The organism is Streptococcus mitis (assembly GCF_019929545.1).
Classification (GTDB): domain Bacteria; phylum Bacillota; class Bacilli; order Lactobacillales; family Streptococcaceae; genus Streptococcus; species Streptococcus mitis_BU.
On sequence record NZ_JAHZPT010000011.1, the window covers coordinates 38,448 to 50,900 of the forward strand.

A 12,453-nucleotide genomic window follows, 5' to 3' on the forward strand; every position below is an offset into this window, starting at 1 on the left:
AGGAAGCATGTTTTATTCTATCAAAGAATTGGTCGAGCAGGCAGAACTGGACTTTCAAGGAAATGTCGCAGAACTCATGATTACAACAGAGTTTGAATTGACTGGTCGCGAACGTGAAGAAGTCTTCCTTCTCATGGAACGCAATCTAGAAGTCATGAAAGCCTCTGTCCAACTTGGCCTCAATGAAAATAAATCTCGTAGTGGCCTGACAGGTGGAGATGCTGCCAAATTGGATCACTACATCAAAAACGGAAAAACTCTGTCAGATTACACGATTCTCTCTGCTGCCCGAAATGCCATTGCAGTCAATGAACACAATGCCAAAATGGGCTTGGTTTGTGCCACTCCGACCGCAGGAAGTGCTGGCTGTCTGCCTTCCGTTCTAACAGCTGCTATTGAAAAATTAGACCTCAGCCACGAGCAACAGCTGGATTTCCTCTTTGCTGCCGGTGCCTTTGGACTAGTCATCGCAAACAATGCCTCTATCTCAGGTGCTGAAGGTGGCTGTCAGGCCGAGGTTGGTTCGGCCTCTGCTATGAGTGCTGCAGCCTTGACTCTAGCTGCCGGTGGAACACCTTATCAGGCCAGTCAAGCCATTGCCTTTGTCATTAAAAATATGCTAGGCCTCATCTGTGACCCTGTTGCCGGCTTGGTCGAAGTTCCCTGTGTCAAACGCAATGCCATGGGAGCTAGCTTTGCCTTCATCGCAGCAGACATGGCCCTGGCAGGTATCGAATCTAAAATCCCTGTGGATGAAGTTATCGATGCCATGTACCAAGTAGGAGCAAGCATGCCAACTGCCTTTCGTGAAACAGCTGAAGGTGGACTCGCTGCCACCACTACTGGTCGTCGCCTCCAAAAAGAAATTTTCGGAGAATAAGCTTATCAAATAGGAGAAACCATGACCTCTATCTCAGCTATCTTTTTCGATCTGGACGGAACCCTCGTTGATAGTTCTATCGGGATTCACAATGCCTTTACCCATACCTTTAAGGAGCTGGGGGTACCTAGCCCTGATGCCAAAACGATTCGTGGTTTTATGGGACCGCCTCTTGAAAGTAGTTTTGCGACCTGCCTTCCCAAAGAACAAATTTCTGAAGCCGTGCAGATATACCGTTCGTACTATAAGGAGAAAGGCATCCATGAAGCTCAGCTCTTCCCTCATATTGTAGGCTTGCTTGAGAAGTTATCGAGCAATTACCCTCTTTATATCACCACTACAAAGAATACTCCAACCGCTCAAGACATGACTAAAAACTTGGGAATCTATCATTTCTTTGATGGCATTTATGGTTCCAGCCCCGAAGCACCCCATAAGGCAGATGTCATACGCCAAGCCTTGCAGACACATCAACTAGCACCGGAACAAGCCATCATCATCGGAGATACCAAGTTTGATATGCTTGGAGCTCAAGAAACAGGCATTCAGAAATTGGCCGTCACTTGGGGATTTGGAGAGCAAGCAGATCTACTAAACTATCAGCCTGATTATATCGCCCACAAACCCATAGAAGTTTTGAGGTATTTTCAATAACATATACATACGACAAGGCGACGTTAACGTGGTTTGAAAAGATTTTCGAAGAGTATAAGTCTCTACATAACAAAACGCATATTACCAAGGTTCTTCAGACCTGATAATATGCGTTTTTCTTTTTTATTCAACGTGGGTTGTTTGATTGGCAAAGGCGATAATAGCTTGCTTCAACTCATCTCCACTGAGAGTGCGGAACTCTTCAATCTTTTGATCGATGGCTTCTAAAGGCATAACATTGACCTTACCAACGAAAATCTTATCCATAACTTGGTTATCAACAAGTTCGGTTGATACCAAGAGTTCTTCGTAAAGTTTTTCACCTGGGCGGATTCCAACTTCAACGATTGGAATTTCACTTTCGGTGTGTCCACTTAGAAGGACCATTTTCTTGGCCAAGTCATAAATCTTGACTGGTTTGCCCATATCAAGGATAAAGACTTCCCCATCCTTGGCATAAGCACCAGCATGGATAACCAAACGGCTAGCTTCTGGAATAGTCATAAAGTAACGGGTCATGCGGAAATCTGTCACCGTTACAGGACCACCTTCAGCAATCTGACGTTCAAAGACTGGAATAACACTACCACGGCTACCAAGAACATTCCCAAAACGAACTGCACAGTAGGTTGATTGGCTACGTTGGTTAAAGCCAGTGACAATCAACTCAGCCACGCGCTTGGTTGCTCCCATAACATTTGGTGGATTAACCGCCTTATCTGTCGAAATCATAACCATCTTAGGTACTTTGGCTTCATCAACAGCCTTAGCAACATTGTAAGTTCCACGAATATTATTTTTGAAGGCTTCTTTTGGATTGCGCTCCATCATAGGAACGTGCTTGTGGGCTGCCGCATGATAAACAATAGCTGGCTTGTACTGCTCAAAGACTTGCAACAAACGGTCATAGTCTTGAATATCGGCAATAACTGGTACATAATCAATCCCTTGGAACTTGCGAATCAATTCATGATAAACAAGGTAGATTGAATTTTCCCCATGACCGAGCAAGACGATGCGTTCAGGATTGAAGCGACTAACTTGGCGACAGATTTCAGAACCGATTGAGCCACCAGCACCTGTGACTAAGATTGTCTTACCTGTCAGTTCTGCTCCCAGACGCGATTCATCAAGACGAATTTCCTGACGTCCCAAAAGGTCCGTAATATCAATTTTTTGGAACCCAGTACCTGCTTGGTGAAGTCCCTGAACAACGGTTTCAACCTTGGGCATCTTGTAACATTTGACTCCCAGCTTATTACACATCTGCAAGATACGTTCATATTCTGACGGGTCAAGCGACGGAATCGCAACGATAACACGCTCGATTTGATGGCGTTTGGCTAATTCAGGCAGATCATCATATGAACCCAAAACAGGGATTCCACCAAGTTTTTGGCCCTTTTTCTTAGAATCCTTGTCCAAAATACCGACAAGTTCTAATTCACTAGTTGGATGTTGGTAACTATCCATAAAGAGGGCTCCACCATCACCGGCACCAATCAAGAAGGTCCGACGGTGTTCTCCATCACCACTTCCCTTTTTGCGTTTAGAGTAGATTAACTGCCAAGTAATCCGTGGCAATAAAATCAAGAAAGTACTCAACAAGATAAAGAGAATGATGAAACGGATTGAAAAAAGTGGCAAGAAGGCATAGCAGATACTATATGACAAGATACTGCTAGCAGTCACACCAAAAAAGATTTTCATGAAATCCGTAATCTTGCTGTAACGACTAATACTAGCGTTCAGCCCCCAAAATCCAATCATCAATTGATAGAACAGGAAAGCCAAACTCGTATAGATGATGTAGTCAACAGGTGCTGGATTAATCAATCCGTAGAATAAAATATAAGATACAATGATGGAAACCACCATACTCAAAATATCAAATATTCCCCAGAAAACCTGTTTTTGTTGTTTATTTAAAATTTCCACCAGATCAATCACATAATCTGTGAGTTTTTTATTCATAGAAATTTACTCCTCCTTAAAAGAGCTGAATAGTTATATTGTTATTATAACACTTTTTATCCAGTTTACGATTTGCTACAATCTTTTACTTGCTTTTTCGTAACAGTTTCATAAAAATAAACTGTCGGACAAATCCGGGACAAAGGGCAACAACCATCTGAATCGCAACACTCTTGGCATACTCCATGTAAGAAATTTGCCCTCTCTTCAGCATGCGCTGACGAGCCTGGCGATAGAGTTTAAGGTAACGCAGTCCCCCACGACGCTCAAACATCCCTGCTCCAACACGAACCTTACACAAGATTTGATCCAGATTTCCAGTCTTGGCTCCTGCAGCAATCATGTTGAGCCAGAGGAGGTCATCCTCCATATAAAGGCCATCCTCATAGTTGCCTGCCTTGAGAACCATGTCCTTCTTGAACATGACAGTCATGTGGTTAAAGGCACTTCTCATCCTTTGATAAGCTACAATATCTGCATGCTGGGTTGGAACACGACGGTAAGAAACAATCTCATCAGGATTGTCAATAAACTCTGCAATATGTCCACCTAATAGGTCGAGCTTGTCCTTCTCCATTAGCTGAACCTGTTTCTCAAAACGGTCTGGAACAGCTATATCATCCGTATCCATACGAGCGATGATATCGTACTGACACTGCAAAACACCCTGTCGAAGAGCCAGACCCAAACCTTGATTATGCTCAAGAGGATAGCGTTTCACTGGAATATCAGACTCAGCTTCAAGCTGGTCTAATACCTGATAGAGTTCTGGTGTGAGAGGTCCATCCTCTACGAGAACCAATTCGCTCGGTTTCAAGGTTTGATTTTGAATACTATTAATGGCATCTCTCAAAAATGTCGGATTTTCCTTTACATAGACCGACATCAAGACGCTAATTTTTTGCTTTTCAAGCACAGTTTTTCTCCAATATATAGATTTCCTTCCACTATTTTATCATAATTTTCAAGACTTTCCCATTTTTATCTTGAAAGCCCAAAACCTTACTTGACATTATAGGGAAAAAGCCTTAAAATAAGCTGTTATTAAAATCAGCTAGGAGAGGTATTATATGAAAAAGCAATCACTCTTTTTTGTTCCAGGTATTATCCTGATTGGTGTTTCCTTGCGGACTCCTTTTACTGTTTTACCCATTATTTTGGGAGATATTTCGCAAGGGCTGGGAGTCGAAGTTAGTTCACTTGGTGTCCTGACCAGCCTTCCTCTCCTCATGTTTACCCTCTTCTCGCTATTTTCTACCCGACTAGCTCAGAAAATCGGCTTGGAGCATCTCTTTACCTATAGCCTTTTCTTCTTGACCATCGGTTCTCTCATTAGATTAATCAATCTGCCCCTGCTCTATCTAGGAACCTTGATGGTTGGAGCAAGTATCGCAGTCATCAATGTGCTGCTTCCTAGTCTTATCCAAGCCAATCAACCAAAGAAGATTGGTTTTCTGACCACCTTATATGTAACCTCTATGGGGATTGCGACGGCTCTGGCCTCCTATCTGGCTGTGCCTATTACACAAGCCAGTTCTTGGAAAGGACTTATCATCCTCCTCACCCTGCTCTGTCTAGCAACTTTTTTAGTATGGCTCCCAAATCACCGCTACAATCACAAACTGGCTCCGCAAACCAAACAAAAAAGCAAAGCAAAGGTCATGCGTAATAAACAGGTCTGGGCAGTTATTGTCTTTGCAGGTTTTCAATCCTTGCTCTTTTACACAGCTATGACCTGGCTACCTACCATGGCCATCCATGCAGGCCTATCCAGTCACGAAGCTGGCTTGCTGACTTCTATCTTCTCTCTGATTAGCATTCCTTTTTCAATGACCATCCCAAGTCTGACAACCAGCTTGTCTACTCGCAACCGTCAGCTCATGCTCACTCTGGTTTCACTAGCTGGTGTGTTCGGCATTTCCATGCTCTTTTTACCAGTCGGTAATTTCTTTTACTGGCTTGCCATCCATCTCCTCATCGGAACCGCAACCAGCGCCCTCTTCCCTTATCTCATGGTCAACTTTTCACTCAAGACAAGCGCCCCTGAAAAGACAGCCCAATTGTCCGGCCTATCTCAAACAGGAGGATATATCCTGGCAGCCTTTGGGCCAACCCTCTTTGGTTACAGTTTTGACCTTTTCCACTCTTGGGTACCAGCTGTAGCTGCCCTCTTGCTCGTCGATATCCTGATGACTGTGGCCCTCTTTACAGTGGACAGAGCCGATAAAATCCTCTAAACTTCTAGTTTTTCCTAGAAGTTTTTTATATATAAAATTTTTACACATATTTCTTGACAGGGCTTTCTTTTAGATGTACAATGTATGTGTAGAAAAATTATATATAAAAATCTTACACATTAGAAAAGGAGGTTCCCCATGTACTTTCCAACATCCTCTGCCTTGATTGAATTTCTCATCTTGGCTGTACTGGAGCAGGATGATTCTTATGGTTATGAGATTAGCCAGACCATTAAGCTGATCGCTAATATCAAAGAATCTACACTCTATCCCATTCTCAAAAAATTGGAAGGCAATAGCTTTCTGACAACCTATTCTAGAGAGTTCCAGGGTCGCATGCGCAAATACTACTCCTTAACAGACCGTGGTGTGGAGCAGCTCGTGACCCTAAAAGATGAATGGACACTCTATACAGACACTATCAATGGCATCATAGAAGGGAGTATCCGCCATGACAAGAACTGAATACCTGACTCAGCTAGAACTCTATCTCAAGAAACTACCTGAAGCTGACCGCATCGAAGCCATGGACTATTTCAGCGAACTCTTTGACGATGCTGGAGTCGAAGGAGAAGAAGAACTCATCGCTAGCTTGGGAACTCCTAAGGAAGCAGCCCACGAAGTTCTCTCCAATCTCCTCGATAAAAAAATCAATGAAGCACCCGCTCAAAAAAATAACCGACAAATTTTGCATATCGCCTTGTTAGCTCTCCTTGCAGCACCCATCGGTATTCCTCTGGGAATCGCCATCCTCGTGTCCCTGTTCGCAATCCTTGTGGCAGCCTTGACTGTCATTCTAGCTTTCTTTGCGGTTTCCATACTTGGTATCATCGGCGGATTCCTATTTTTAGTTGAAAGTTTCACTGTTCTCGCCCAAGCCAAATCAGCCTTTATCTTAATTTTTGGTGCTGGTTTACTGGCTATCGGTGCTTCTTCACTAGTCTTACTAGGTATTTCCTATGTAGCCCGCTTCTTCGGTCTACTCATTGTTCGCCTGGTGCAATTTGTTCTCAAAAAAGGAAAGAGAGGTGACCAGCATGCGTAAATTGACAAAAGGATTTCTCATTTTTGGTGTGGTGACTACCATTATCGGCTTTATCCTGATCTTTGTAGGGATCCAATCTGACGGGATTAAGAGTCTGCTTGCCATGTCCAAGGAGCCTGTCTATGATAGTCGGATGGAAGAGCTGACCTTTGGTAAGGAAGTCGAAAACCTAGAGATTACGCTCCACCAACACGCGCTCACCATCACAGACTCTTTGGATGATCAAATCCACATTTCTTACCATCCATCTCTTTCTGCTCACCATGATCTTATCACAAATCAGAACGATAAAACGCTGAGCCTCACTGATAAGAAACTGTCTGAAACTCCATTTCTCTCTTCTGGAATTGGCGGGATTCTCCATATCGCAAGCAACTACTCTCGTCGTTTTGAAGAAGTTATTCTCCAATTGCCAAAAGGGAGAACTCTAAAAGGAATCAACATCTCAGCAAATCGCGGTCAAACCAGTATCACCAATGCCAGCCTTGAAAATGCGACCCTCAATACCAATAATGGCTATCTCCTCCGAATTGAAGGAAGTCGTATCAAAAACAGTAAACTCACAACCCCTAATATCATTAATATCTTTGATACAGACCTTACAGATAGTCAGCTAGAGTCAACAGAACATCACTTCCACGCTGAAAATATCCAAGTACACGGTAAGGTGGAATTGGTGGCGAAAACAGACCTACAACTGCTACTTTCCGAAGAAGAAAAACAAAGAATCAACTTAGATCTTTCAACAAAACATGGTTCTATTCTTCATTTTGTGAGAGAAGGAAGACGTTCATTTAACAATAAAGAAAACAGAGATGAACATTTAAGCAATCCTTATAAAACAGAAAAAGCTGATGTGAAAGATCAACTCATAGCAAGGGCAGACCAATATATCTATCTACTCAAAGCAGAGGAACACGAGTCTTCTTCTAGAAATCGTTGACAAAAACGCTTACATTCGCTACTATGGAAGCATATTTATCTAACTAAAAAGGAGGTTCTACCATGAAACAAGAATGGTTTGAAAGTAATGATTTTGTAAAAACAACAAGCAAGAACAAACCTGAAGAGCAAGCTCAAGAGGTTGCAGACAAGGCTGAAGAAACGATAGCTAATCTCGATACGCCAATTGAAAAAAATACTCAAGTAGAGGAGGAAGTCTCTCAAGCTGAGGTCGAACTGGAAAGCCAGCAAGAAGAGAAAATTGAAGCTCCTGAAGACAGTGAAGCGAGAACAGAAATAGAAGAAAAGAAAGCATTAGATTCTACTGAAGAAGAGTCAGACCTTTCTAAAGAAACAGAAAAAGTCACTATAGCTGAAGAGAGTCAAGAAGCACTTCCTCAGCAAAAACCAACCACGAAAGAGCCCCTTCTTATCAGTCAATCCTTAGAAAGTCCCTATATCCCCGACCAAGCTCCAAAATCTACGGATAGATGGAAAGAGCAAGCGCTTGATTTTTGGTCTTGGCTAGTGGAGGCTCTCAAATCTCCTACAAGCAAGCTTGAAACAAGTAGCACACACAGCTACACAGCCTTTCTCTTGCTCATTCTGTTTTCTGCATCTTCCTTTTTCTTTAGTATCTACCACATCAAACATGCTTACTATGGACATATAGCAACTATGCATAATCACTTCCCTGAACAATTTGCTTCATTGAATCTCTTTTCGATTATCTCTATCCTAGTAGCAACAACGCTCTTCTTCTTTTCATTCCTCTTGGGTAGTTTCGTCGTGAGACGATTTATCTACCAAGAAAAGGAGTGGACGCTAGAAAAGGTTCTCCAACAATATAGTCAACTCTTGGCAATTCCAATCTTCCTCACTGCTATTGCTAGTTTCTTTGCCTTCTTTGATAGCCTGCGATTTACAGCCCTCTTGTGTGTGATTAGCATTGGAATCATTCTGCTTGCTAGTCTCCATATCATTACAAGGCCAAGTCAAGCAAGTGAAACCGACTCCTTCTATCAGTTATTCTTGTCTGTCCTTGTGAACGGAGTCATTATCCTCCTCTTCTTTGTAGCTGAAGTGGCACTGATTGGAGATTATCTTCGTATCTTGGCCTTTCTTTAAACTTCATACTCTTCGAAAATCTCTTCAAACCACGTCAGCTTCGCCTTACCGTATGTATGGTTACTGACTTCGTCAGTTTCATCTACAACCTCAAAACAGTGTTTTGAGCAGCCTGCGGCTAGCTTCCTAGTTTGCTCTTTGATTTTCATTGAGTAGCAATCCTGTCTTTCATGGCAGGATTTTTTCTATGTCAAAAAAGCAAGTCGATTGACCTGCTTCTGATTTACTCTTCTTGTGCTAATGCTTTAAAATCTTGTCCTAGGATGGGTTGTATTTCTAATTGATTGGCATCTAATTGGTGGTAAGATGCTGATGATAATGACTCTAGGAATTTTGCATAGTCCAAGCGGGCAATGGCTTCATAGTCTTCTGGTTTAGAGCCGTCTCCTGTGATTTGAACCAAGTCAATCTCCCACTGAACTTCCTTATTCACCAATTGCTCCATATAGGCTGCAGGAACAAATGGTTCTCTCGGTAACACTGTCTTGACTCCTTGAGCCAGATGGTAAACACCGTGAACTTGTCCTTCTCCATCCTGATAGAAGGAAACTCTTGCAAAGTAAGCATCCGTCTCTTGAACCGCACGCACACGCGCTTCAAACTGTACCAAGCCGTCTTCCTCTAAAAAGCTTTTCAAATCCTCATGACTAAAGAAAACAGGATTAAAAACTCCTTGGCAAATCGTAAAACGAGCTGCAGTGTCTGCTAGATGGGCTTGAATACTTGCTTGGAAATAAGCTTCAAAATCAAAACCATCTAATCCTTCAATCTCAGTTCCCGTGTAAGCAAGCAGAGCATCTAAAAATGATTTGATAATCCGCCAGTCTGTCTTCGTGAGTAGGTCAGGAAGATCGACACGGTAAGCCTTTTGATCATCAGCATAACTGACCTTAAAAAGAAATTGTGATTGCCCCACTATCGCACACTCAATATACTCAAGACGGCTAAGAGGCTGACGGAGATAGACTGCATCATAGCTATGTGACTCCAAACCATCTATCAAGGCCAAGATAGACTTGGCAGTCAAAATTTCCTGTTCTCCTAAAATGCTCTGTTTATTTGGAATAAAAAATGTTTTCGTCATAACTGGACTCCTTTGAAATCGTTTACATATAGTATACCCTATTTTCCTGAAAGATACAGAAACAAACTTTAGATTTTTGAGTAAAAAGCATAGAAAAACAGCCCCTGAGGACTGTTTAATCTTATACAGTAGCTGCTTGATCCAAGCTTTCACCGATAGCGGCTAGGCGCTCGACAACTTCAGCTTGTGTCAATTCATGTTCTGAAACATAGCGGTTACGTGGGTGAACACGGCACTCGTGTGAGCATCCACGAAGGTACTTGTCTTCATTTTCTTCTGATGTCAAGATACGACGGTTACAGAATGGATTTCCACAGTTGACATAACGTTCACATGGTGTTCCATCAAACCAGTCTTTTCCTACGATGGTTGGGTTGACATGGTTGACATCTACGGCAATACGCTCGTCAAAGACGTACATTTTCCCATCCCAAAGTTCACCTTGGACTTCTGGGTCTTTACCGTAAGTTGCAATTCCTCCGTGCAATTGGCCGACATCTTTGTAGCCTTCACGGACCATCCAGCCTGAGAATTTCTCACAGCGAACCCCACCTGTACAGTAAACCACGACACGCTTGTCCATGAATTTTTCCTTGTTATCACGAACCCACTGTGGCAACTCACGGAAGTTGCGGATATCTGGGCGGATAGCCCCACGGAAATGTCCGAGGTCATACTCATAATCGTTACGTGTGTCAAGGACAACTGTATCTTCGTCAAGAAGAGCTTCTTTGAACTCTTTTGGAGACAAGTAAGCACCTGTTGTTTCAAGTGGGTTGATGTCGTTGTCAAAGTCGTTGTCTTCCAAACCAAGGTGGACAATTTCTTTCTTGTAGCGAACAAACATCTTCTTGAAGGCTTGTTCACTTTCTTCGTCAATCTTGAACCAGAGGTCTTCCATGCCTGGGAGGCTGTGAACGTAGTCCATGTATTTTTGAGTTGTCTCATAATCCCCTGAAACTGTTCCGTTAATTCCCTCGTCAGCGACTAGGATACGGCCTTTAAGGCCGATTGATTTACAGAAAGCCAAGTGGTCTGCAGCAAATTGCTCTGCATTTTCAATTGGAGTATAAAGGTAGTAAAGTAAGACACGAATATCTTTTGCCATAAGATTTGTTCTCTTTTCTATTCTTAAATTTTCAGAATTTTTCATCTAACTATACTAGTATACCTGCTTGAGAAAACGAATGCAATTTATTTGACTGGAAATTGTAGAAAGATGCTTATCCCTGCACTTCATCAGTAACCATAGCGAATAGCAGATAATTCTCTCAATTTTTTGATCTGCTCGGATTGACTTTCTGATAACATCAGCTTATTGTCAATCAATACACGTGAGATGTCAACATTCATTTGACTCAATATAAATGGGGTAGAGGTCCCATCGTCCTCTAATCGCCTTTTATAACTTACTAACAGATTTTTCAAAGGAGTCAGTTGAGGCGTATCCTTTATATCTTCCAATAGATGATCTATGATAATCATGGCTTCACAACGTCTTTCGCTTCCTCCAGCAAACCATTTTAATGGTGTCATACTCATTTACCTCCTTAAGTTGAAAAGCTGTCATTCCTAACTCTCGCGCTAGTATTTACCCAAACACCCTCTGTAAAAAAGTCAGCAAAAATGGTAATGTTGCGAAAATATTATTAATCACATGCACCGCATAGGATGGATAAATGCTCTTGGTATAGCGGGTCAAACTAGCAAAGATGATGCCAGATGTTGCAAAGACGAAGATATCTAACAAACTAGGCAGGCTTGAAAAATGAGGAAGAGCAAATAAAATGGACGGAAGAAGCAAATCAAGGCCAAATCTCGAATGCTTAAAAAAGGCGTGTTGCAGTAATCCTCTATAGATTAGCTCTTCCATAAGTGGAGTCAGAAAGAACAAAGTTATATAGATACCTAGCTCAGCAAAGTTGGTCCCACTATAACCGATCAATACAGCCCAACCTTCAGCAGTTGACTGAACATGTTTAGCTGTCTGAACGTTAAAAGAGATCTGGAGCACTACCACTAGTACTGTCAAAATCGAATACCAAAGCCATTTTTTTCTTGGAATGCGAAAGAGATAACCATGGCCTGTCTTAACCAGAATCCAAATCATGACTCCACTAAATAGCAAACTCAAGAGATTTTGAATCCAGACGAAATTGCCAATCTGGGAAGAAAATTGCCAATAATTTTGGACGATAAGCGTTAGCTGAGAAAGACCAAATACGAAAAATAAGTAAGAGAAAACTGCACTTATTTTGAATAGAAGTTGATACTTCTTCATATGAACTCTCCTTTGTAAACTCGATACATCTCTAATATAAGCTATATTTTCCTAAATCCTTACTCTAAATCCTAAATGGTGCTTAAGATTTCCTGAATGGTTAAAATAAGGGAAATGAGAAACAGAAATATCTATGTCTTTATTTCAAAAAAGGCTCTATAATATTTGTAGTGGGTAAATCTCCTATAAATATTATGGAGCCTATTTTTGTGTAGAAAAAAAGTCCCA

Annotated in this window: 14 protein-coding genes; 7 read left to right on the forward strand and 7 right to left on the reverse strand. The window is 41.9% G+C overall.

Annotation, left to right across the window (positions count from 1 at the left end; genetic code table 11):
* Positions 1–7 precede the first annotated feature (7 nt).
* Together sdaAA and K1I71_RS05005 are read left to right on the forward strand one after the other, a co-directional pair.
* Positions 8–880 (forward strand): L-serine ammonia-lyase, iron-sulfur-dependent, subunit alpha, encoded by an 873-nt coding sequence (sdaAA, locus tag K1I71_RS05000; protein ID WP_223330359.1) that lies wholly within the window; start codon positions 8–10, stop codon positions 878–880.
* Between the two features lie 21 nt (positions 881–901).
* Entirely contained in the window at positions 902–1,534 is a 633-nt protein-coding gene (locus K1I71_RS05005; RefSeq protein WP_000200820.1) for an HAD family hydrolase, read from the forward strand.
* Between the two features lie 123 nt (positions 1,535–1,657).
* Here K1I71_RS05005 and K1I71_RS05010 read toward each other — a convergent pair whose 3' ends face one another.
* Together K1I71_RS05010 and K1I71_RS05015 are read right to left on the reverse strand one after the other, a co-directional pair.
* Positions 1,658–3,508 carry a polysaccharide biosynthesis protein gene (locus K1I71_RS05010; protein ID WP_001035713.1) on the reverse strand — a complete coding sequence of 617 codons (1,851 nt, stop codon included), beginning with the start codon at positions 3,506–3,508 and terminating at the stop codon, positions 1,658–1,660.
* 85 nt (positions 3,509–3,593) lie between these two features.
* Positions 3,594–4,424: a glycosyltransferase gene (locus tag K1I71_RS05015; protein ID WP_223330360.1), complete on the reverse strand. Its 831-nt coding sequence runs from the start codon at positions 4,422–4,424 to the stop codon at positions 3,594–3,596.
* Between the two features lie 154 nt (positions 4,425–4,578).
* On the opposite strand from K1I71_RS05015, the gene K1I71_RS05020 reads away from it, so the two are divergent.
* From K1I71_RS05020 to K1I71_RS05040, 5 genes are all read left to right on the forward strand, one after another.
* The gene (locus tag K1I71_RS05020; RefSeq protein WP_223330361.1) at positions 4,579–5,745 is read left to right on the forward strand and encodes a CynX/NimT family MFS transporter; all 1,167 of its coding nucleotides are present in this window, start codon (positions 4,579–4,581) and stop codon (positions 5,743–5,745) included.
* Between the two features lie 138 nt (positions 5,746–5,883).
* Complete coding sequence (locus tag K1I71_RS05025; RefSeq protein WP_042751793.1) at positions 5,884–6,210, forward strand: PadR family transcriptional regulator; 327 nt, start codon at positions 5,884–5,886, stop codon at positions 6,208–6,210.
* Positions 6,197–6,790 (forward strand): DUF1700 domain-containing protein, encoded by a 594-nt coding sequence (locus tag K1I71_RS05030; RefSeq protein ID WP_223330362.1) that lies wholly within the window; start codon positions 6,197–6,199, stop codon positions 6,788–6,790. The genes K1I71_RS05025 and K1I71_RS05030 overlap by 14 nt, the downstream gene beginning before the upstream one ends.
* Positions 6,783–7,733, forward strand: coding sequence for a DUF4097 family beta strand repeat-containing protein (locus K1I71_RS05035; protein ID WP_223330363.1), 951 nt, complete (start codon positions 6,783–6,785; stop codon positions 7,731–7,733). Before K1I71_RS05030 ends, K1I71_RS05035 begins: the two co-directional genes overlap by 8 nt.
* A gap of 62 nt (positions 7,734–7,795) precedes the next feature.
* The gene (locus K1I71_RS05040) at positions 7,796–8,860 is read left to right on the forward strand and encodes a DUF6574 domain-containing protein (RefSeq protein ID WP_020902654.1); all 1,065 of its coding nucleotides are present in this window, start codon (positions 7,796–7,798) and stop codon (positions 8,858–8,860) included.
* Here the strand turns inward: K1I71_RS05040 and K1I71_RS05045 are convergent.
* The 5 genes from K1I71_RS05045 to K1I71_RS05065 all read right to left on the reverse strand — a co-directional run bounded on the left by K1I71_RS05045 (position 8,857) and on the right by K1I71_RS05065 (position 12,225).
* On the reverse strand, positions 8,857–9,009 hold the full coding sequence (locus K1I71_RS05045) for a hypothetical protein (protein ID WP_000692984.1): 153 nt from the start codon (positions 9,007–9,009) through the stop codon (positions 8,857–8,859). The two genes, K1I71_RS05040 and K1I71_RS05045, sit on opposite strands and share 4 nt — an antisense overlap.
* Before the next feature lie 74 nt (positions 9,010–9,083).
* Positions 9,084–9,944, reverse strand: a complete 861-nt coding sequence (locus K1I71_RS05050) for a DUF4299 family protein (RefSeq protein ID WP_045605212.1) — start codon at positions 9,942–9,944, stop codon at positions 9,084–9,086.
* Positions 9,945–10,065: 121 nt separating this feature from the next.
* Positions 10,066–11,052, reverse strand: a complete 987-nt coding sequence (trhO, locus tag K1I71_RS05055) for an oxygen-dependent tRNA uridine(34) hydroxylase TrhO (protein WP_001030020.1) — start codon at positions 11,050–11,052, stop codon at positions 10,066–10,068.
* A 131-nt stretch (positions 11,053–11,183) separates the two neighbouring features.
* A complete protein-coding gene (locus K1I71_RS05060) occupies positions 11,184–11,480 on the reverse strand; it encodes a bacteriocin immunity protein (RefSeq protein WP_185760934.1) in 297 nt (98 codons plus the stop codon).
* Positions 11,481–11,535: 55 nt separating this feature from the next.
* Positions 11,536–12,225 carry a CPBP family intramembrane glutamic endopeptidase gene (locus tag K1I71_RS05065; RefSeq protein ID WP_023947356.1) on the reverse strand — a complete coding sequence of 230 codons (690 nt, stop codon included), beginning with the start codon at positions 12,223–12,225 and terminating at the stop codon, positions 11,536–11,538.
* Positions 12,226–12,453: the final 228 nt, after the last annotated feature.

Coding starts and splice junctions, on each gene's coding strand:
- sdaAA (WP_223330359.1), top strand. CDS start 8: ATGTTTTATTCTATCAAAGAATTGGTCGAGCAGGCAGAACTGGACTTT.
- K1I71_RS05005 (WP_000200820.1), top strand. CDS start 902: ATGACCTCTATCTCAGCTATCTTTTTCGATCTGGACGGAACCCTCGTT.
- K1I71_RS05010 (WP_001035713.1), bottom strand. CDS start 3,508: ATGAATAAAAAACTCACAGATTATGTGATTGATCTGGTGGAAATTTTA.
- K1I71_RS05020 (WP_223330361.1), top strand. CDS start 4,579: ATGAAAAAGCAATCACTCTTTTTTGTTCCAGGTATTATCCTGATTGGT.
- K1I71_RS05025 (WP_042751793.1), top strand. CDS start 5,884: ATGTACTTTCCAACATCCTCTGCCTTGATTGAATTTCTCATCTTGGCT.
- K1I71_RS05030 (WP_223330362.1), top strand. CDS start 6,197: ATGACAAGAACTGAATACCTGACTCAGCTAGAACTCTATCTCAAGAAA.
- K1I71_RS05035 (WP_223330363.1), top strand. CDS start 6,783: ATGCGTAAATTGACAAAAGGATTTCTCATTTTTGGTGTGGTGACTACC.
- K1I71_RS05040 (WP_020902654.1), top strand. CDS start 7,796: ATGAAACAAGAATGGTTTGAAAGTAATGATTTTGTAAAAACAACAAGC.
- K1I71_RS05045 (WP_000692984.1), bottom strand. CDS start 9,009: ATGAAAATCAAAGAGCAAACTAGGAAGCTAGCCGCAGGCTGCTCAAAA.
- K1I71_RS05050 (WP_045605212.1), bottom strand. CDS start 9,944: ATGACGAAAACATTTTTTATTCCAAATAAACAGAGCATTTTAGGAGAA.
- trhO (WP_001030020.1), bottom strand. CDS start 11,052: ATGGCAAAAGATATTCGTGTCTTACTTTACTACCTTTATACTCCAATT.
- K1I71_RS05060 (WP_185760934.1), bottom strand. CDS start 11,480: ATGACACCATTAAAATGGTTTGCTGGAGGAAGCGAAAGACGTTGTGAA.
- K1I71_RS05065 (WP_023947356.1), bottom strand. CDS start 12,225: ATGAAGAAGTATCAACTTCTATTCAAAATAAGTGCAGTTTTCTCTTAC.